22 protein-coding genes are annotated in these 20483 nt (G+C 49.6%); 14 read left to right on the plus strand and 8 right to left on the minus strand.

What is annotated here, in order from left to right; genetic code table 11:
* Positions 1-29: 29 nt before the first annotated feature.
* Positions 30-167 carry an LPS translocon maturation chaperone LptM gene (gene lptM / locus HZU75_RS17770; protein ID WP_228028036.1) on the minus strand — a complete coding sequence of 46 codons (138 nt, stop codon included), beginning with the start codon at positions 165-167 and terminating at the stop codon, positions 30-32.
* Positions 168-218: 51 nt separating this feature from the next.
* Between lptM and cyaY the strand changes: the two genes are divergently transcribed.
* The 3 genes from cyaY to HZU75_RS11400 are packed head-to-tail and all read left to right on the plus strand — an operon-like array spanning position 219 to position 2423.
* Positions 219-536 carry an iron donor protein CyaY gene (cyaY, locus tag HZU75_RS11390; RefSeq protein WP_180306167.1) on the plus strand — a complete coding sequence of 106 codons (318 nt, stop codon included), beginning with the start codon at positions 219-221 and terminating at the stop codon, positions 534-536.
* A complete protein-coding gene (locus tag HZU75_RS11395) occupies positions 536-943 on the plus strand; it encodes a YqaA family protein (RefSeq protein WP_180306168.1) in 408 nt (135 codons plus the stop codon). Before cyaY ends, HZU75_RS11395 begins: the two co-directional genes overlap by 1 nt.
* 37 nt (positions 944-980) lie before the next feature.
* Positions 981-2423, plus strand: coding sequence for a M48 family metalloprotease (locus HZU75_RS11400; RefSeq protein ID WP_180306169.1), 1443 nt, complete (start codon positions 981-983; stop codon positions 2421-2423).
* Between the two features lie 64 nt (positions 2424-2487).
* Here HZU75_RS11400 and HZU75_RS11405 read toward each other — a convergent pair whose 3' ends face one another.
* Both HZU75_RS11405 and HZU75_RS11410 read right to left on the minus strand, forming a co-directional pair.
* The gene (locus HZU75_RS11405) at positions 2488-2922 is read right to left on the minus strand and encodes a DUF1841 family protein (protein ID WP_180306170.1); all 435 of its coding nucleotides are present in this window, start codon (positions 2920-2922) and stop codon (positions 2488-2490) included.
* 6 nt (positions 2923-2928) lie between these two features.
* On the minus strand, positions 2929-3966 hold the full coding sequence (locus tag HZU75_RS11410; protein ID WP_180306171.1) for an FIST domain-containing protein: 1038 nt from the start codon (positions 3964-3966) through the stop codon (positions 2929-2931).
* Positions 3967-4016: 50 nt separating this feature from the next.
* Between HZU75_RS11410 and HZU75_RS11415 the strand changes: the two genes are divergently transcribed.
* From HZU75_RS11415 to HZU75_RS11440, 6 genes are all read left to right on the plus strand, one after another.
* Positions 4017-4499 carry a glutathione peroxidase gene (locus tag HZU75_RS11415; protein ID WP_444542035.1) on the plus strand — a complete coding sequence of 161 codons (483 nt, stop codon included), beginning with the start codon at positions 4017-4019 and terminating at the stop codon, positions 4497-4499.
* Between the two features lie 201 nt (positions 4500-4700).
* Positions 4701-5813 (plus strand): glutamine-hydrolyzing carbamoyl-phosphate synthase small subunit, encoded by a 1113-nt coding sequence (gene carA / locus HZU75_RS11420; protein ID WP_265575727.1) that lies wholly within the window; start codon positions 4701-4703, stop codon positions 5811-5813.
* Positions 5814-5816: 3 nt separating this feature from the next.
* Entirely contained in the window at positions 5817-6047 is a 231-nt protein-coding gene (locus HZU75_RS11425; protein ID WP_180306173.1) for a hypothetical protein, read from the plus strand.
* A gap of 11 nt (positions 6048-6058) precedes the next feature.
* Positions 6059-9280, plus strand: a complete 3222-nt coding sequence (carB, locus tag HZU75_RS11430) for a carbamoyl-phosphate synthase large subunit (RefSeq protein WP_180306174.1) — start codon at positions 6059-6061, stop codon at positions 9278-9280.
* Positions 9281-9372: 92 nt separating this feature from the next.
* Positions 9373-9855, plus strand: coding sequence for a transcription elongation factor GreA (greA, locus tag HZU75_RS11435; protein WP_180306175.1), 483 nt, complete (start codon positions 9373-9375; stop codon positions 9853-9855).
* A gap of 116 nt (positions 9856-9971) precedes the next feature.
* Entirely contained in the window at positions 9972-10403 is a 432-nt protein-coding gene (locus HZU75_RS11440; RefSeq protein ID WP_180306176.1) for a DUF4149 domain-containing protein, read from the plus strand.
* A 68-nt stretch (positions 10404-10471) separates the two neighbouring features.
* Here the strand turns inward: HZU75_RS11440 and yhbY are convergent, their stop codons facing one another.
* Positions 10472-10792: a ribosome assembly RNA-binding protein YhbY gene (gene yhbY / locus HZU75_RS11445; protein WP_228028269.1), complete on the minus strand. Its 321-nt coding sequence runs from the start codon at positions 10790-10792 to the stop codon at positions 10472-10474.
* A 46-nt stretch (positions 10793-10838) separates the two neighbouring features.
* On the opposite strand from yhbY, the gene rlmE reads away from it, so the two are divergent.
* The 4 genes from rlmE to glmM all read left to right on the plus strand — a co-directional run bounded on the left by rlmE (position 10839) and on the right by glmM (position 15725).
* On the plus strand, positions 10839-11459 hold the full coding sequence (gene rlmE, locus HZU75_RS11450; protein WP_180306178.1) for a 23S rRNA (uridine(2552)-2'-O)-methyltransferase RlmE: 621 nt from the start codon (positions 10839-10841) through the stop codon (positions 11457-11459).
* 66 nt (positions 11460-11525) lie between these two features.
* Positions 11526-13439, plus strand: a complete 1914-nt coding sequence (gene ftsH / locus HZU75_RS11455) for an ATP-dependent zinc metalloprotease FtsH (protein ID WP_180306179.1) — start codon at positions 11526-11528, stop codon at positions 13437-13439.
* A 60-nt stretch (positions 13440-13499) separates the two neighbouring features.
* Positions 13500-14327: a dihydropteroate synthase gene (folP, locus tag HZU75_RS11460; RefSeq protein WP_180306180.1), complete on the plus strand. Its 828-nt coding sequence runs from the start codon at positions 13500-13502 to the stop codon at positions 14325-14327.
* A gap of 27 nt (positions 14328-14354) precedes the next feature.
* Complete coding sequence (gene glmM, locus HZU75_RS11465; protein WP_180306181.1) at positions 14355-15725, plus strand: phosphoglucosamine mutase; 1371 nt, start codon at positions 14355-14357, stop codon at positions 15723-15725.
* Positions 15726-15834: 109 nt separating this feature from the next.
* Here the strand turns inward: glmM and pstB are convergent, their stop codons facing one another.
* The 4 genes from pstB to pstS form a co-directional block, all read right to left on the minus strand.
* The gene (pstB, locus tag HZU75_RS11470; RefSeq protein ID WP_180306182.1) at positions 15835-16602 is read right to left on the minus strand and encodes a phosphate ABC transporter ATP-binding protein PstB; all 768 of its coding nucleotides are present in this window, start codon (positions 16600-16602) and stop codon (positions 15835-15837) included.
* Positions 16603-16623: 21 nt separating this feature from the next.
* On the minus strand, positions 16624-17463 hold the full coding sequence (gene pstA / locus HZU75_RS11475) for a phosphate ABC transporter permease PstA (protein ID WP_180306183.1): 840 nt from the start codon (positions 17461-17463) through the stop codon (positions 16624-16626).
* Between the two features lie 12 nt (positions 17464-17475).
* Positions 17476-18432, minus strand: coding sequence for a phosphate ABC transporter permease subunit PstC (pstC, locus tag HZU75_RS11480; protein ID WP_180306184.1), 957 nt, complete (start codon positions 18430-18432; stop codon positions 17476-17478).
* Positions 18433-18531: 99 nt separating this feature from the next.
* Entirely contained in the window at positions 18532-19740 is a 1209-nt protein-coding gene (gene pstS / locus HZU75_RS11485; RefSeq protein WP_228028037.1) for a phosphate ABC transporter substrate-binding protein PstS, read from the minus strand.
* Between the two features lie 12 nt (positions 19741-19752).
* Between pstS and tpiA the strand changes: the two genes are divergently transcribed.
* Positions 19753-20463: a triose-phosphate isomerase gene (gene tpiA, locus HZU75_RS11490; protein ID WP_180306185.1), complete on the plus strand. Its 711-nt coding sequence runs from the start codon at positions 19753-19755 to the stop codon at positions 20461-20463.
* Positions 20464-20483: the final 20 nt, after the last annotated feature.

A 20483-nucleotide genomic window follows, 5' to 3' on the forward strand; every position in this document is an offset into this window, starting at 1 on the left:
CAGCAAAAAAGCGGCCTTGGGCCGCTTTTTTATTGGTTCGCGCTGCTGCTGGCCGCTGAGGCTTTGACCTGAGCTGGTGCAGTGGGTTTAGGCAAGTACAGTGGGCCTTTGAAGCCACAGGCCGTCAGTAGTGAAGCAAGGCAGATAAATGCAGTTAGCGCACGCATAGAATTAACAAACAGTGGCAAAATTGCAGTTTAACATGACAGGATAGGGCAATGACGGAATCTGAATTCTTAACCGCGAGTGACGCAATTTTCGCGCAGATTGAACACGCGCTCGATGAGGTTGACTTTGATGTTGATCCATTGCGTGCGGGCAATGTGTTGGAAATTGAATTTGAAGATGGCAGTAAAGTCATTGTGAATCGACATACGCCGAATCAGGAATTATGGATTGCGGCTAAATCGGGCGGCTATCATTATCGCCAGCAAGATGGGGTATGGCGCAATACTCGGGGTGAAGGTGAGTTTTTTGCCGATTTGGCGGCCGCCATTAGTGCGCATGCGGGCCAAGGTTTTGAGTTTGCTGATTAGTGGAAACATTTGTTTGGTTGGCAGGTTTATGGGTTTCGGCCTTAAGCTCGGCAACATTGTTGCCAGGTAATTCGGAAGTGGTGTTTGCCGCCGCGCTGCATTTTCAGCCGCAGCTATGGCCTATGGCATGGTTAACCGTCTCCATTGGCAATATTATGGGTGGCATGATTACTGTTTGGATGGGGCGAGCGCTCTCTACTGCCCCACAATTGACTCGGCTGCAGCGCTATTTGACCTGGGCGCAGCGTCTGGGGCCTGCGAGCTTGCTGTTTTCTTGGGTGCCGGTGCTGGGTGATGCGTTGTGTGCATTGGCGGGGTGGTTGCGCTGGCCACAAGCTAGCGTATTGTTATACCTGTCGCTTGGTAAAATTGCTCGTTACGGGGTAATTGTCTGGCTGCTAATCTAAGTAACGTTGGTATTTATATACTAGGTGGAGGTATCGTTTGAAGCTAAACATCATTTCGGCCAGTTTGGTTTTATTGCTGATGCTACCGCCTGCATATGCGGAAAAATTACCCGATTTGGGGGATGTGTCACAACAGGGGTTGAGTAAGCAACAAGAACGAGAAATTGGTGAATCGGCCATGCGACAAATTCGTCGCAGTGGCAGCATGGTGGAAGACCCGGAAATCATTGCATTTCTAGCCTCCATGGGAAATCGATTAACCGATGCTGCGGAGGTCTACGAGCCCCAATTTACCTTTTTTCCATTATTAGATTCCTCCGTTAATGCCTTTGCTGTTCCTGGTGGTTTTGTGGGGGGGCATACAGGCTTGATCGTGCAAGCCCAACACGAATCTGAAGTGGCCAGTGTACTGGCGCATGAAATTGCGCACGTGACACAAAATCATATTGCGCGCCTGATTGAGGGGATGAAGGCTAGTCCCTGGGTGAGTTTGGCTGGTATTGCCGCCGCTATTGTGGCTGGCAGTATGGGGCGGGGGGATGCGGCAGCAGCGGCTATTGCGGTTACCACTGGAGCCTCGATTCAGCGCCAGCTCGACTTTACGTATTCATTTGAACAAGAAGCTGATCGAATTGGCATGCAAACCTTGCAAAAATCTGGCTATGATCCAGCGGCGATGGCCGTGTTTTTTGAGCGTTTGCAAAACTACAACCGCATTGTCGAAAATAATGCCCCGGAATATCTGCGCACGCACCCAGTGACCATGAAGCGGATATCGGATGCGCAAAATCGTTTGGGCGAAACCACCTATCGGCAAGTGCCAGATTCGGCCGAGTTTTTATTTGTACGGGAAAAATGTCGGACTTTGCAATTAGGTGGACGTGAGGCCATTACTTATTACCAAAAAACCATTGCTGAGAAGCGTTATGCCAGTGAAGCGGCGCAACGTTATGGTTTGGCTTTGGCTTATTTCCTCAATCGTGAATACGAGCAGGCTTGGTCGGCACTGCAAAAGGCGAAAGAGGTTTTTGGCGGTGGCAAAAAATCGCATCCGGCGCTGGAGTACCTGGCTGGCAGTATTCGCCTTGCGCAAGGGAATAACGTGGAGGCGGTCAAGCTGCTTGGCGATGCGAGTCTGCGTTATCCGGCGAGTCGCGCTTTGCTGTACGGTCTGATTGATGCGCAGATCGAGGCAGGGCAGTTTGCGCAAGCCAAGGCAGGCTTGGATGATGCCTTGTCGCTGTACGCAAGCGATGCACAGCTCTATCAGCGGGCGGCTAGATTGTATGCCAAGCAGGGTAAGTTGGTGCAGCAGTATCAGATGCAGGGTGAATATTACTTACGCTTGAAAGAATATACCTCAGCCTTGGAGCAATTCAATCTGGCCTTGCGCCAGCCTAACCCTGATTTTTATTTGCAATCAGGGATTGAGGCCAGAATTCGTGAAATAGAAAATGCAACCAAGGATGATAAAAAGTGAAGTCAGGGGTATTGCTTGCCAAGTCAGTTTAGCTATGGCTTGGTGAGCAATACGTGGGCTAAGTTTAGCGGCTGAGTTTGACTCGTGCCCGTAATCCATTCAGATAAATATTGGGATCGGGCGCGGTGTTATGGCGCTGAGCTTGCCAGATCATTTCGCCCAGACATTCGAGCATATCGTGCAACGCTTTATGCGCGTCACCATATTGAGCGTGCAGTTGAGTGTACAGCTGACGCACTCCGGCTGGCTGATCAATTGACAACTGTTCGGCAATGGCCAAATGCAGGCTGATGTGTAAAAAAGGATTGCTATCGCCATGCTCGGGTGGCCAATCCCGATCAATGTATTCTTCACTTAGATATTGATGGTATTCAGGGTGGGCGATTAGCACGTCGATCACAATGGCTTCCAGATCCGCCAAGGCTAGGCCTTGCTGATGCTTTTGCCAGCTAGTGATAAAAAAGCGGCGCGCTTGGTCACGACTTGGATTAAACAGCATGATTGATCAATCAAATAAAGCCAAAAGAACGCTATTGTCGACGATGCGGTTGGCCTTGTCGATTAGCCCTTGCCCTGTGGTGCGGGGAATAATTTGTCCGTTGCCATAAAAACCAGCAAATGGCACATCCGGCAGCGTGGCGCGCAATACATTCCAGTCGGGTTCACTAATCCCATCTCCCGCAATGGCACGCCGATGGCTGGAAAATGCCAAAGCCCATTTGGGTTGTGTTTTGCCCGCCAAACTGAGGATGATTTGTTGGGCGAGTTCATGGCTCGCCGTCTTGGCATTAAAGTGCCCCCAGCGTAAACCAGCGCCAAGTGGTAATTCATGTGCCAGCATAATGCTGCCTCGCTCAAGGTCGGTGCCTATCACGGGTACCCAGCTTGGCTGGCTGCTCGGTGTGCTCGGGTAGATTTGCGCTAGCAAGGTTTCTTGCGGAAAACGTGCTAGATGTGGCCCCAGAGTGGCTAGTGCTGGATGATGATCTAGTGTTTCTAGCATCAACCCCTGACTTTGGGTAATGGTATGTAGCGGCCCCAAAATTTGAGTGCCTTCCGAAACAATGATGCTGCGTGCTTCTAGCGGGATCTGAATATAACTAAAGCGTTGTTGTGCCGCCTGCCAAAGCGCGTAATGCCCTTGGCCGGTTGCGTCGCCTGCGATAGCGCCAAACTTAATAGCGCCATCGTTGAGCCAAAATTGATTGATCGCATTCGGTGCGGCAAGGGCGAGGTGGGAGTTTCTTTGTTGGGTGGGGTAGTTCGCTGGCAGTACCAAGGCCGCGGCGGCCGGAGAGTCGAGTGACCACTCTTGTTCGCTAAAGACGCCAGCAGCGCTGGCTCCCACCACATCCATGCTGCCACTAATGACGACAACTGCACGCAGGCAATCATCAATTTGCTGGTGAAAATGAGTCGATAAAAACAAAAACACCTTGCCTGCCTGAGTAATGCCGCCGCGTGCCATAGCACTACTGACGGCGGCAATGGCCACTTGCGTGCTGGCACGGGGGCCAAAAGCATATCCACTAGCAGGTTTCATGTTTAAGTCGTAAATCGATAGAATAAGCGATCAAATTTGCTGGAAAACTAATGATGTCGGCCTTGGACGAGATTGCCTTGCTCACCATTACGGGTGAACCTACTAGTATGGCCGCGTACCGTGGGCAAGTAATCTTGGTGGTTAATGTCGCCAGCCGCTGTGGTTTTACTCCGCAATATGCCGGATTGCAAATGCTCTATCAGCAATATCACACTCGTGGCTTTACTATTTTGGCTTTTCCATGCAATCAATTTGCTTGGCAGGAGCCAGCTGATGGCGATGAGATTGCTACGTTTTGCCAGCAGCAGTTTGCCGTGCAGTTTCCGTTGTTTGCCAAAACCAATGTCAACGGGCGCCGCGCGCATCCATTGTTTCGCTATCTAAAGCGTGCCCAAGCAGGGTGCTTGGGAACAAAAGCCATTAAATGGAATTTCACCAAGTTTCTGCTCGATCGGCAAGGGCATGTGGTGGCGCGTTTTGCTCCTACCACGATGCCCGAAACTTTGGCTGAGAAAATAGAAAGTTTGCTGTAATAACAAAAGTTTCTGCTGACATGTTACGGCTTTGGCATTGATGGGTAAGGCCTTTTGCGGTAGAATTCGGCCAATTTTGTATGCGTGAAACGGGGTGGGGCAACCTAATCCCGTTTTTCTACGCCTACCTCCCGGATTTTGACTTATTGGGCGCAATGCCCTGGAGCCGCCAGTGTCCACACCAGCCCCACTCCAGCCTTGTTGGCACTTGCCGACGGCACCCTGTTCCACGGTATTTCCATCGGCGCAGACGGTGAAACCCTTGGTGAAGTGGTATTTAACACTTCGATGACGGGTTACCAAGAGATTTTGACTGACCCATCGTATGCCAAACAGATTGTTACTCTGACTTACCCACATATTGGCAACTACGGCGTGAATGCCGAAGATGCTGAAAGCCGCGGCGTGTTTGCCGAAGGCCTGATTATTCGTGATCTACCATTGCTGCATTCTAACTTCCGCTCAACGATGAGCTTGGGAGAGTATCTCAAGCAAAACGGCGTGGTGGCTATTGCGGATATCGATACCCGTAAACTCACCCGCATCTTGCGTGAAAAAGGTGCGCAGCCAGGCTGTATCGTCAGCGGCCACAATATCGATGCCGCTGCTGCCGTTGAGAAAGCCAAGTCATTTGGCTCAATGGCTGGCCAAGATCTGGCCAAAGTGGTTTCTTGCGAGAAGCCTTTTGAGTGGACGACCGCTGAGTGGAAATTGGGCGTCGGTTACACCGTGCAAAGCAATCCAAAATTCCATGTAGTTGCTTACGACTTTGGTGTGAAGCACAACATCTTGCGCATGCTCGCTGAGCGTGGCTGCAAACTAACTGTCGTACCAGCGCAAACACCAGCAGCCGAAGTCTTGGCGCTGAACCCAGATGGCGTGTTCTTGTCGAACGGCCCTGGTGATCCTGAACCATGCGATTACGCAATCAAGGCGATTCAAGAGTTGCTGGCAACTAGCTTGCCGATCTTTGGTATTTGCTTGGGTCATCAATTGCTTGGTTTGGCCGCTGGCGGTAAAACTAGCAAGATGAAGTTTGGTCACCACGGTGCCAACCACCCGGTGCAAGATCTCGATACCAAACACGTGATGATCACGAGCCAGAATCATGGCTTCCAAGTGGATGAAACCAGTTTGCCGGCCAATGTGCGTGTGACTCACCGCTCATTGTTTGACGGTACGGTGCAAGGTATCGCGTTGACGGATAAACCCGCGTTCTCGTTCCAAGGCCACCCTGAGGCGAGCCCTGGTCCGCATGATGTGGCGTACTTGTTTGATAAATTTATTGATGCAATGACCGCTCGAAAAGGTTAAGTCATGGATGGCCTGCTCGCACAGACTGGCAATTTTTTCGCCGCTCAGCCGATAGGCTGGGGGGCGCTGGTGCTGGCAGCGTTAGGCTACTTTTTCATGACCCGCATTCTGAAACTGATCTTTTTCTGCGTGTTTCTTGTGGCAATTGCGGCAGGCTATTTTTATCTGACACACCCGTCTGGATCAAAGCCCGCTGATGATGGCGTCAAGACCGTAATTGAGAAGAAACACTAAGGACGAACACCATGCCAAAGCGTACCGACCTAAAAAGCATTCTGATTATTGGCGCTGGCCCGATCGTGATCGGCCAAGCGTGCGAGTTTGACTACTCTGGCGCCCAAGCGTGTAAAGCGCTGCGTGAAGAGGGTTACAAAGTCATTCTGGTGAACAGCAATCCTGCCACCATAATGACTGACCCAAATATGGCCGATGTGACCTACATCGAGCCGATTACTTGGCAAGTGGTAGAGAAAATCATTGCCAAAGAGCGCCCAGATGCGATCTTGCCAACAATGGGTGGCCAGACTGCACTGAACTGCGCGCTCGATTTGTGGCGCAATGGTGTGCTGGATAAATTCAATGTTGAATTGATCGGCGCGACGCCAGAAGCGATTGATAAAGCCGAAGATCGTCAAAAATTTAAAGCTGCGATGGATAAAATCGGCTTGGGTTCGGCACGCTCTGGCATTGCTCACAGCCTGGAAGAAGCGCTCGCGGTGCAAACGCAAGTGGGCTTCCCGACTATTATTCGTCCATCGTTCACAATGGGCGGCTCGGGCGGTGGTATCGCCTACAATATGCAAGAGTTCATCGAGATCTGTACCCGTGGTCTGGACTTGTCGCCAACCAACGAATTGCTGATCGAAGAATCGCTGCTCGGCTGGAAAGAGTACGAAATGGAAGTCGTGCGTGACCGTAACGACAACTGCATTATCGTGTGCTCGATCGAAAACTTGGACCCAATGGGTGTGCATACCGGTGACTCGATCACCGTGGCACCAGCGCAAACGCTGACCGACAAAGAATACCAAATCATGCGTAACGCATCGATCGCCGTACTGCGCGAGATTGGTGTAGATACCGGTGGTTCAAACGTGCAATTCTCGGTGAATCCAAAAGATGGTCGTTTGATCGTCATTGAGATGAACCCGCGTGTATCACGTTCTTCTGCTTTGGCATCTAAAGCAACGGGCTTCCCTATTGCGAAAATCGCCGCCAAATTGGCGGTGGGTTACACGCTGGACGAGCTGAAAAACGAAATTACTGGCGGCAAAACGCCAGCGTCGTTCGAGCCATCGATCGACTACGTAGTGACCAAGATTCCTCGCTTTGCGTTCGAGAAGTTCCCGCAAGCCAATGACCGCCTGACGACGCAAATGAAGTCGGTGGGTGAGGTGATGGCAATTGGTCGCACGCAGCAGGAATCGTTGCAAAAAGCACTGCGCGGCCTTGAAACTGGCATGTCAGGCTTTGACGAAATCTGTTCAGATCGTACCAAAATCGAATCAGAAATTGCCAATCCAGGCCCTGAGCGTCTGTGGTATGTGGCTGATGCATTCCGTGTTGGCTTGAGCCGCGACGAGATTCACAATATTTCTAAGATCGACCCATGGTTCTTGGTGTTGATCGAAGACATCTTGAACGATGAAGCATCACTGCGTGGCCGTAGCGTTGATAGCTTGAGCAAAGAAGAATTCCGCAAACTCAAACGCAAAGGTTTCTCGGATCGTCGCTTAGGTACATTGCTTGGTTGCGATCAAAATGCAGTTCGCAAAGCGCGTCATGCTTTATCGATTCGTCCAGTGTATAAGCGTGTAGATACCTGCGCTGCTGAGTTTGCGAGCAATACCGCCTATATGTATTCGACTTACGAAGAAGAATGCGAAGCGGCGCCCACGGACAAGAAAAAAGTCATGATCTTGGGCGGTGGCCCAAACCGTATCGGTCAGGGTATCGAGTTTGACTACTGCTGCGTTCACGCGGCGATGGCGCTGCGCGATGATGGTTATGAAACCATCATGGTCAATTGCAACCCAGAAACCGTTTCGACTGATTACGACACTTCCGATCGTCTGTACTTCGAGCCATTGACGCTCGAAGACGTACTGGAAATCGTGGCAATTGAAAAACCAATCGGCGTGATTGTGCAGTACGGTGGCCAAACACCATTGAAACTGGCGCGCGCTTTGGAAGCCAACGGCGTGCCTATTATTGGTACGACGCCAGACATGATTGATGCGGCAGAAGACCGTGAACGCTTCCAGAAATTGTTGCAAGACTTGGCATTGCGCCAGCCGCCAAATGCGACTGCGCGTAATGAGCAAGATGCATTGCACTTGGCGCGTGAGCTGGGCTACCCATTGGTGGTGCGTCCTTCTTACGTATTGGGTGGTCGTGCGATGGAAATCGTTCATTCAGACAAAGACCTTGAGCGTTATATGCGCGAAGCGGTGAAAGTGTCGAATGATTCGCCAGTATTGCTCGATCGCTTCTTGAACGACGCGATCGAAGTCGATGTGGATGCGGTTTCTGACGGTACCGACGTGATCATTGGCGGGATCATGGAGCACATCGAGCAAGCCGGTGTTCACTCAGGTGACTCAGCGTGTTCACTGCCACCGTACTCATTGAGCAAAGAGTTGCAAGACGAATTGCGTCGTCAAACCGTGTTGATGGCTAAAGGCCTGAACGTGGTTGGTTTGATGAACGTGCAGTTTGCGATTCAAGGGAAAGGCGCGGATGCCAAAGTTTACGTGTTGGAAGTGAATCCACGTGCGTCACGTACCGTACCGTATGTGTCGAAAGCCACGAGCGTGCCATTGGCCAAAGTGGCTGCGCGTTGTATGGTTGGCCAAACTTTGGTTCAGCAAGGTGTAACGTCAGAAGTGATTCCGCCGTACTACTCAGTAAAAGAAGCAGTATTCCCATTCGCTAAATTCCCGGGCGTTGATTCGATTCTGGGCCCGGAAATGAAGTCGACCGGTGAAGTGATGGGTGTGGGGGCGACTTTTGCCGAAGCATTTGTGAAGTCGCAAATGGCTGCCGGTACGGTGTTGCCGACCAACGGAAATGTGTTTATTTCTGTGCGCGAAGGCGATAAGGCGCAAGCGATTGAATGTGCGCAAGTATTGGCATCGCTCGGCTTTAAAGTATTGGCCACCAAAGGCACTGCTGCAGCGATTGATGCTGCTGGCGTTGCAGTCACTGCGGTTAATAAAGTGACCGAAGGTCGTCCACATATCGTTGATATGATTGTGAATGGCGAAATCGGCATGATCTTTAACACGGTGGACGAGCGTCGCCAAGCGATTCAAGACAGCTACTCGATTCGTCACGAAGCACTGAAGGCCAAGCTGCCAGTGTTCACGACTATCGCCGGCGCGAAAGCCGCCTGCATTGGTTTGCGTGATATGAAAGAGTTGGATGTCTATGATCTGCAGGGCTTGCATCAGCAGCTCAATAACTGATATTTTACGGATTGATATCGGATAAAAAGCCGCCCCTGTGATGGGGCGGCTATTATTTTTAGCAGCGCTAGAAATAGGGCTGGGAGAAAGAAATGATTAAAGTACCTCTGACCGTCGTTGGTGCAGAATTGTTGAAAGCCGAATTGGCTCATTTGAAAAGCGTAGAGCGCCCAGCTGTGATTGCAGCGATTGCTGAGGCGCGTAGCCATGGCGATTTATCTGAAAACGCTGAATACGATGCAGCCAAAGAAAAGCAAGGCTTTGTCGAAGGTCGCATTGCTGAGCTGGAAGGCAAATTAAGCAACAGCCAAATCATCGATCCAAAAGAAATGGCCGATACTGCAGAAGGCCGCATTGTGTTTGCCGCAACTGTCGTGCTGCAAGACTTGGAAACTGAAGCTGAAGTGACCTATCAGATCGTGGGCGATGATGAAGCCGACATCAAGCAAGGTAAAATTTCTGTTTCTAGCCCAATTGCACGTGCCTTGATTGGCAAATACGAAGGTGATGTTGCTGATGTGCAGGCACCGGGTGGTATTCGGGAGTATGAAGTTCTAGAAGTGAAATACATTTAATTACGTTCAGCGCACCTCGGCGCGGAGTAGTCTGCCATGGTTGCATGAATCTTAGATTGGGAGGGGGTATTGCCGGCTAGGCTTTGACTGAGCTGAGCTTTGCCTTGATACATCTTATGGGTAATGGAATCAAGAATCTGCTGACCACACTATGGATTGGTGGCATGTGGATTATCGGGGTGGTTGTTGCACCGGCACTGTTCAGTAATCTGGATAAAGCTGTGGCAGGGATGGTGGCAGGAAAATTGTTTCATGCCATTGGTTGGATAGGCATTGTGGCAGGAGTATTTCTGCTCATTTGGTGGATATGGAACGAAGGCGCGCGCGCATTTCAAGGCGCCAAATTATGGCTAATCGTTGGTATGTTGCTATGCACACTGATCAATCAATTTGCCATTTTTCCATTGATTGCCGAAATCAAACCTGCTGTGAGCAATGCGGCGGAAGGAATGTTTGGCGGTGGTTTGGCGCAGTGGCACACGATTTCTAGCCTGATATATTTACTACAAAGTGTGCTAGGTTTGATTTATATTTGGCGTCATGACTAATCAATTGCAGCAATAAAAAAGGGCGCTTAGTGCGCCCTTAGATTGTGAAGTAGCGGCTCTTATTGTTATTAAGCTGCTTTCTTCTTTTTAGGTAGCATGATTTTAGGTTTTTCAGTATTGCTTGGGCGGTAGATCAGCAGTAATTTACCTAGCATCTGCACCGGCGCGGCACCTAGATCGGCGCAAATTTGCTGCATAAACTGAGCGCGAGCTTCACGATCATCGCCAAGAACACGGATTTTGATTAACTCATGCGCGTCTAGATTGACCGCAATTTCACGCATCACAGCGTCGGTAAGGCCATTATTCCCAATCATAACCACCGGATTTAGGTGATGCGCCAAGCTGCGCAAATGACGGCATTGATCCGGCGTAAGTTCTAACATAATGATTGAATCCTTGAAAATCTTCTTAACTAACAGGGTAGTGTAACCGATGGCAGGTATCAATTCCAGTAGTGCTTGGCTACACGAGCATGTCAATGATCAGTATGTGCAAATGGCCAAAAAGGAAGGTTATCGTGCTCGTGCCGCATATAAGCTGCTAGAAATTGATGAAAAAGATAAATTACTCAAGCTCGGCTTGTGGGTGGCCGACCTAGGGGCCGCCCCTGGCAGCTGGTGCCAAGTTGCAATGAAAAAGGTTGGCAAGAATGGCCGAGTGTTCGCGCTTGATATTCTGGAAATGGATCCAATTCGCGATGTGGAGTTTGTACAAGGTGATTTTCGCGAAGAAGAAGTACTCAATCGCTTTAACGCATTGCTCAATGGTCGACAAGTCGATCTTGTAATTTGTGATATGGCCCCCAATATGAGTGGTAATACAGTCACAGATCAGGCTCGCAGTATGTATTTATGCGAGTTGGCGCTGGAGTTTGCCCAAGAGCAACTCAAACCGGGTGGACATTTTTTAGTCAAAGTGTTTCAAGGAAGTGGTTTTCAAGAATATATGAAGGCAATGCGTGAAACTTTTGCCACCGTTGTCTCTCGAAAACCTAAAGCATCTCGTGATCGCAGCTCGGAAGTCTATCTCTTGGGTAAGCAAAAAAAGGCTTAACCAATCGCTTGAACCGAGTAAAATATATTTGTCATTCCCGCGTTCGGGAAATACAGGAGTAAAGCCGTGAACAATCTCGGCAAGAATGTCGCCATTTGGTTAATCGTTGGCCTAGTGCTGATGACGATTTTTAACCAGTTCTCCAAGAGTCAAGACTCTGCCTCGCAAATTCCCTATTCCCAATTTATGGTGGAAGTGGAGCAGGGACGGATTGCGAGTGCTGAAATTGAAGGTAATCCATTACGTGGGCAATGGATTCGCGGTAAAAAAGCTGATGGCAGTAATTACGCAACTTTGGCGCCGTTTGACTTCCGTATGGTCGATACGCTGATCAAGCACAATGTGAAGTTTGCAGCCAAGCCAGAGGCAGAGCCTAGCTTGTTGATGAGCTTCCTGATGAACTGGGGGCCAATGCTGCTCTTGATCGGGGTGTGGATTTTCTTCATGCGCCAGATGCAGGGCGGCGGCAAAGGTGGAGCCTTTAGCTTTGGTAAATCTAAAGCCAAAATGCTCGACGAAAGCAATAATGCGGTGACTTTTGCAGATGTCGCAGGCTGCGATGAAGCAAAAGAAGAAGTGTCCGAAATCGTCGATTACCTGCGTGACCCAAGTAAATACCAAAGTTTGGGTGGCCGTATGCCGCGCGGTATTTTGATGGTGGGCTCACCAGGTACTGGTAAAACTTTGTTGGCCAAAGCGATTGCCGGTGAAGCCAAAGTCCCGTTCTTCTCGATTTCAGGTTCTGATTTCGTAGAAATGTTCGTTGGTGTCGGCGCTGCGCGTGTGCGCGATATGTTTGAAAACGCGAAGAAAAACGCGCCTTGTATTATCTTTATTGATGAGATTGATGCGGTGGGGCGTCAGCGCGGTGCCGGTATGGGCGGTGGTAACGACGAGCGCGAACAAACATTGAACCAAATGTTGGTTGAGATGGATGGTTTTGAGGGCAATTCGGGCATTATCGTGATTGCTGCAACTAACCGCCCTGACGTGCTGGACCCCGCTTTGATGCGTCCGGGGCGGTTCGATCGTCAAGTAGTGGTGTCTCTGCCGGATATTCGCGGTCGTGAACAGATTCTTGGCGTCCATATGCGCAAAGTGCCGATCGCTAATGATGTTGATGCTTCAGTGCTGGCACGTGGTACACCGGGTATGTCGGGCGCTGATTTGGCAAACTTGGTCAATGAAGCTGCGTTGTTTGCTGCTCGTCGCAACAAACGCCTCGTCGATATGGCTGATTTCGAATCGGCGAAAGACAAGATCTACATGGGCCCAGAGCGCCGTAGCATGGTAATGACCGAGGAAGAGCGTCGTGCGACGGCCTACCATGAATCCGGGCATGCTGTTGTAGCTGAAATGCTAGAAGGTACTGATCCGGTGCATAAAGTGACCATCATGCCTCGTGGCCGTGCTCTTGGTTTGACTTGGCAGCTACCAGAGCGTGATCGTTTCTCGCATTACAAAGATCAAATGCTCAATGAGTTGGCGATCTTGTTTGGTGGCCGGGTGGCGGAAGATTTGTTCATCAATCGAATTTCGACTGGCGCATCAAATGACTTCGAGCGTGCTACTGCGATGGCGCGTGATATGGTTACTCGCTACGGCATGACCGAGAAAATGGGGCCGATGGTCTACGCCGAAAATGATGGCGAGGTCTTCTTGGGTCGGTCGGTAACGACACACAAGAACGTATCTGAATCGACTATGCAGCAAGTTGACTCTGAAATCCGCCGTATCATCGATGAGCAATACGCCTTAGCGGTTAAGATTCTGAGTGAAAATCGTGACAAAGTTGAAGTGATGACTCAGGCTCTGATGGATTGGGAAACAATTGACCGTGATCAGGTGCTTGATATTATGGCTGGCCGTACACCTCGTCCACCTAAAGAGCTGCCTCCGATTCGTAAGCCAGCTCCAGTGCACACTGATACCCCGAGTGGTGGTGCTGAGGCAACAGATGCGCCAGCAGCTGAAGCATAATTTGTTTACTAAATCTAATAAAGGCGGCTTTGGCCGCCTTTATTGTTTTCGGGTAAGTACATGAACTTAATTTTGCAATGTGGTAGGTTTAAGCTGCCGCTGCATCAAACTTTAGTGATGGGCATTGTGAATGTCACGCCGGATTCTTTTTCTGATGGTGGGGCATTCTTAAATTCTAGTGCTGCGCTGCGCCGTATCGAGCAGCTGTGCGCTGATGGTGCGGATATTATTGATATTGGCGGTGAGTCAACTCGTCCAGGGGCCGCGCGGGTGCCTGTGGAAGAGGAGCTACGTCGCGTGTTGCCGGTAATTAAGGCTGCAGCCACATTTAACGTGCCGTTATCGATTGACACATGCAAAACAGAGGTGATGTTGGCGGCCTTAGATGCCGGTGCTGACATGATCAATGATATTGCGGGTTTGGAAGCCCCAGGGGCGATTGAGGCGGTAGCACGAACGGAGGTCGCAATCTGTTTGATGCATAAGCAAGGTAATCCGCAAACAATGCAAACAGATCCACAATATGCTGATGTGGTCGCGGAAGTTCGCGAATATTTGGGTCAACGCCTAGAGGTAGCGCAACAAGCTGGGGTTGCTGCAGATCGCCTCTTGGTTGATCTGGGTTTTGGTTTTGGTAAGAATTTGGCACATAACACGGATTTATTTCGTGCAATTGGTCCAATCTTGCGAGAGTTGGATTTTCCTATGTTAGTTGGTGTTTCACGCAAGAGAATGTTGGGTGAATTGACGGGTAGGGATATTGCTGAACGAGTAGTGCCTAGCGTCACTGCGGCACTAATGGCTGCACAAGCAGGGGCACAGATTGTGCGGGTGCATGATGTAAGGGAAACAGTGGATGCGTTAAAGGTTTGGCGCGGGTTAAAATAAGCTGAAAATTGATATAGGTAGGATGCGATGGCGCGGAAATATTTTGGTACGGATGGCGTACGCGGATTGGTGGGTGAGTTTCCAATTACACCCGATTTTGCGATGAAATTAGGTTACGCAGCTGGTCGTGTTTTAGTTGCGGAAGCGGCTAAAAAAGGCATGCAAGAACACCCGGGGGTGCTTATCGGTAAAGACACCCGAGTTTCAGGCTATATGCTTGAAGCCGCTCTGCAAGCGGGGTTTAATGCGGCTGGGGTTGATTGCCATCTGACTGGCCCTCTGCCTACGCCTGGGATCGCCTATCTCACGCGAGCATTACGGCTTTCTGCAGGGGTGGTGATTTCTGCATCACATAATCCGTACCACGATAATGGCATCAAGTTTTTTGGCTCGGGCGGAAAAAAGCTCCCTGATGATGTTGAGCTGGCGATTGAAGCTGCGATTGATGAAGTACAGCCATGCGTTGCCTCCAAGCAAATTGGTCGTTCGTGGCGCATCAATGATGCAGCAGGGCGCTATATCGAATTTTGTAAATCTACATTCCCGAATGATCTCGATTTACGCGGCTTAAAGTTAGTGATCGATTGCGCGCATGGAGCAACCTACCACATCGCACCCCATGTCTTTCATGAACTGGGGGCCGAAGTGGTGACTGTTGGCGTGCAGCCAAACGGTTTTAATATTAATGAAGAAGTTGGTGCGACTCATCCAGAAACTTTGCGGTTAAAAGTGCTGTCGGAAGGGGCGCATTTTGGTATTGCGCTTGATGGTGATGGTGATCGGCTGATTATGGTTGATCGCGATGGCACGATTGTGGATGGTGATCAGTTGCTGTATGTCTTGGCTGTACACCGGCAACAAAAAGGCACATTAGGTGAAGGCGTTGTTGGCACCTTAATGACGAATCTGGGGGTTGAAAATGCGCTCAAACACAAAGGTATTGGTTTTGTGCGCGCTAAAGTCGGCGATCGTTATGTTTTGGAGCAACTACAAGCTAAAGGCTGGCTAGTCGGTGGAGAGGGCTCAGGTCATTTGCTCTGCCTTGATAAGCACACAACTGGTGATGGTATTGTTTCAGCATTGCAGGTAATGCAAGCCCTGAAAGAAAGTGGGCAAACATTGGCAGGCTTTTGCAAAGATTTGCAGTTATCAAAACAAGTGCTGAAAAATGTACGGATTGCCAAAGGCTTTGATTGCCACGGATCGCAAGCAATTCAAGCAAAAGTGGCCGAGGCTGAAGTTGCGATGGGTGCCGATGGTCGTGTGCTGTTACGTCCATCGGGTACCGAACCTGTGGTTCGAGTCATGGTTGAGCATGTTAATCCAATTCAGGCGCGCGAGTGGGCGGATCAAATTGCAGCAGTCGTGAGTGCTGAGGCTGCATTACATGATGCCTAATGGGGTATTTTCCTGTAGCTAAGATGTTATTTGAGCTGCAGTTAAATACCTAGTGCGGTAATAAAAAAGGACTGCATAATCGCAGTCCTTTTTATTTGGGTAAAAATGCTTAACCAAATTTACCTGTGATGTAGTCTTCGGTCGCTTTGACTGTGGGCGATGTGAAGATCGTGTCGGTTTCACCCATTTCTATCATCTCGCCCAAATACATATAGGCCGTGTAATCAGAAATACGCGCCGCTTGCTGCATATTGTGCGTCACGATGGCGATGGTGTAGTCTTTTTTCAGTTCATGTACCAATTCTTCAACGTGAGCGGTCGAGATTGGGTCTAATGCCGAAGTTGGCTCGTCCAGCAGCAACACTTCAGGTTTCACCGCAACGGCACGTGCGATACACAAACGTTGTTGCTGACCGCCAGATAAACCTAAGCCCGATTGTTTCAGCTTATCTTTTACTTCGTTCCACAATGCAGCTTTGGTTAGGGCCCACTCAATGCGGTCGTCCATTTCAGACTTGCTCAGGTTTTCATACAGCTTAACGCCAAAAGCCACGTTGTCATAAATTGACATTGGGAAAGGGGTTGGTTTCTGAAATACCATGCCTACTTTCGCGCGTAACATATTCAGATCAATACCTGGGCGCAGGATGTTTTCGCCATTCAGTAAAATCTCACCTTCGGCGCGCAGCTTAGGGTAGAGATCATACATACGGTTAAAAGTGCGCAGGAGGGTCGATTTACCGCAGCCTGAAGGTCCGATGAATGCGGTTACTTTGCCTTCACGAATATCAAGATTGATGTTTTTGAGCGCGTGAAAATTGCCGTAGTAGAAGTTTAGGTTTTTTACGGCCAACGTCGCTTTATGTGCAGAAGTCATAATCAAATATTCCAAATCAAATTAGTGTTGTTTTGGCTGGCGTAACATGACGCGAGCAATAATATTCAGGCCCAGTACAAACAAGCCAATCAACAATGCACCTGCCCACGCGAGGGTGTGCCAATCTTCATACGGACTCATCGCAAATTGGAAAATCACCACTGGTAAGTTCGCCATTGGCTGATTCATATTTGAGAAGAATTGGTTATTCAATGCGGTAAATAGCAGTGGCGCAGTCTCACCCAGAATACGTGCAACTGCCAGCAAAATGCCCGTTGCTACGCCGGTTTTGGCTGCTCGTAGGGTAACGAACATCACCATTTTCCATTGTGGCGCACCCAAGGCGTAGGCCGCTTCGCGCATTGCGGTAGGCACAAGGCGTAGCATGTTTTCGGTCGTCCGCAGCACGACTGGAATTACCAAAATTGATAATGCTAAAGAGCCTGCCCAGCCAGAAAAGTGTTCAACTTGAGCGACGTATACTTCAAATACGAATAAGCCAATCACAATTGATGGAGCTGATAGCAAAATATCGTTAATGAAGCGGGTTGCCGGGCCAAGCCAGCCCCGATTGCCAAATTCGGCTAGATATGTGCCTGCCAGAATGCCAATCGGGGTGCCGATTAGCACGGCAACCAAGGTCATTTGTAATGAGCCTAGGATCGCATTGGCCAAGCCACCATGACTGCCCGGTGCGGGGGTCGCTTGGGTGAAAGTAGCCAGTGTGATGCCAGGTAGACCGTTGGCAAACAAGGTATGCAAAATCCAGCCCAGCCAAAACAAGCCAAATGCCATTGCTGCGTAAGACAACACCTGGCTGATTTTATTGGCCACTAATCGACGCTTGTATAAATTACTCATCGTATTGCTCACTTAAGAATGGGTGCCTTCGCCAGATTCAAGGCGCATCAGTAACAATTTGGACAGAACCAAAACCACGAAGGTGATAAAGAACAGTAACAAGCCAAGTTCAATGAGCGAAGATGTGTATAGCTCACCGTGTGCTTCGGTAAATTCATTGGCGAGTGTTGCTGAAATTGTCGTCGCAGGGTCGAACAACGAGTTTGAAATTTGTTGAGAGTTACCAATCACAAATGTGATCGCCATGGTTTCGCCTAGCGCGCGACCAAGGCCCAACATAATGCCGCCGATAATCCCGTTTTTGGTGTAGGGCACAACAATATTCCAGATTACTTCCCAGCGTGTAGAGCCGAGACCGTAGGCCGACTCTTTGAGCATGGCTGGCACGATTTCAAATACGTCACGCATCACTGATGCCACAAATGGAATAACCATAATCGACAAAATCAGTCCGGCAGTAAACATGCCGATACCCATTGGGGCGCCAGTAAATAAATCAGCTAGCAACGGAATGTCTGCGCTTTTTTCCATCATCCAAGGTTGGATGTTGTCAGCAAAATAAGGTGCGAATACAAATAAACCCCACATCCCATAAACAATCGAGGGAATCCCCGCGAGTAGTTCAATGGCAATACCTAAGGGGCGGCGCAACCAGATTGGCGATAGCTCGGTCAGGAAAATGGCGATGCCAAAACTAATTGGTACGGCAACGACCAGGGCAATAAAGGCCGACAGCAGTGTGCCGCGAATCGAAGGCCAGGCGCCAAACTGCTCGGTAACTGGGTTCCACTCGTGGGAGGTGATAAAGCTCAGGCCAAATGCTTTAATGCTGGGCATTGCGCCGTAGAGCAGGGAAACAATAATCGCGGTGAGCGTAAACAACACTAGCGCGGCAAAAAAACGCGTGCTGTTCACAAACAGCGCATCTTGTAGGCGCTGAATTTTCATGCGCTCATTTTGAGAAGACATCGAACTCTCCAAACCTTCATACACAAACAAACACCCAACCGCACCTATGAGTTGCGATTGGGTGTTGCATTCACAGCCGAGGCTGCGAATTGTAAGCGATTATTTCCAAACTGGTTTGCTACCGTCTGAAATTTGCGCTTTCCAGTTCGCCTTGATCATATTGACAACACTGTCTGGCATTGGAATGTAGTCAAGATCCAGAGCTGTTTTGTCAGCATCGGCACCGTATGCCCAGTCAAAGAATTTCAATACTTCCAATGCTTGAGCTGGTTTATCCTGTTTTTTGTGCATCAGGATGAAGGTTGGGTTTGCGATTGGCCAAGAGCCTTTGCCTGCAGCATTGGTCGTAATCAAGTACATGCCAGGAGCAGATTTCCAATCCGCGCCAGCTTGTGATGCGATAAATGCTTCCTCAGAAGGTTGTACAAATACGCCTTCCTTGTTTTGCAATTGAGTGTGGGTCAGTTTATTTTGTTTGGCATAAGCAAACTCAACGTAACCGATAGAGCCTTTGATGCGCTGAACGTAGTTAGCTACACCCTCGTTACCCTTGCCGCCCACACCAGTTGGCCACTGAACAGAAGTGTTAGCACCAACTTTCTCTTTCCATTCGCCTGATACTTTTGATAAGTAGTCGGTAAATACAAAAGTAGTGCCAGAGCCGTCAGAGCGGCGAACCACAGTAATAGCTTGGTCTGGTAGCGCTACGCCACCATTGATGGCGGCTACAGCTGGATCATTCCAGCGTTTGATTTTGCCAAGATAGATGTCGGTCAATACTTGTGGCGTCAATTTCAATTGGCCAGCAGGGATGCCAGGAATGTTTACAACAGGAACTACGCCGCCAACTACTGTTGGAAATTGCATCAAGCCAGCTTTGTCCAGCTCTTCTGGTTTGAGAGGCATGTCTGATGCACCGAAATCAACAGTTTTGGCCTGAATCTGTTTAATGCCACCGCCTGAACCGATTGATTGGTAGTTCAAGCCGGTACCAGTTTTCGCTTTATATTGCTCAGCCCATTTTGCATACAGTGGGTATGGGAAGGTTGCGCCAGCGCCAGTGATGTCGGCAGCAATGGCGTGAGTAAAGAGACCTGCTACCAAGCCGGCACTAATAATGAGTTTACGAGCTAAAGTCATGCTAATTAATCTCCAGAACTTCAATGATGTGTTGATTCGATGGAGTGCATCATAGTGGAGAAATGTTTCTGAATTATTACAAATCGGCGCAAGCGGACAATGGCTTGAAAAAACAAGGTTTGACGGTGGGGGAGTGGGGTTGTTACCATCACGCCCTATGTTTGCCAAGGGAGTGTTTGCATGGCGAAGCAAATGGTAATTGGGAATTGGAAACTGCACGGCAGTATCGGGCAGATTAAGTCTGTGTTGGGTGAGGTTGCCCAGGCGAGGCTCGCTGCCAACGTAGGTGTGTGTGTACCAGCGCCTTATATCATGTTAGCTAAGCAGATTTTGCAGCATACCCATGTGCAGTGTGGCGCGCAAGACGTTAGCCAATACCATATTGGGCCATATACCGGTGAAATTTCATCGGGCATGTTGGCTGATGTGGGGTGTGAAATGGTGATCATCGGTCACTCAGAGCGTCGGCGTTTATTTGGGGAGACGACCGAGCAAGCTGGCGTTAAATTGCGCTCTGCCTTGGATGCCGGGTTGTTTGGGGTTTATTGCGTCGGTGAGTCGGCTGAAGAGCGTCGGCAGGGAAATGCAGAAAAAGTAGTGGCCGCCCAGCTTGAGGTGTTGCGTGGTTTGCCAATGGGTTTGTTTGCCGTAGCGTATGAGCCGTCATGGGCTGTTGGTAGTGGTGTGGTGGCTTCAGGTGAGCAAATTTCACCAATGCATGCTCTGATTAAAGAGAAGCTCGATGACCGGGTTAAGGTTTTATATGGTGGTAGCGTGAAGTCTGGTAATGCCGCAGAAATTTTAGCGGTGGATTATGTCGATGGTGTTTTAGTGGGCGGTGCAGCGCTTTCGGCTTTTGAGTTTGTTGGAATTTGCCAAGCGGCGCGCTGATTGGTACAATTCACGCCGCC

It is taken from the genome of Chitinibacter fontanus (assembly GCF_013423785.1).
Lineage (GTDB): Bacteria > Pseudomonadota > Gammaproteobacteria > Burkholderiales > Chitinibacteraceae > Chitinibacter > Chitinibacter fontanus.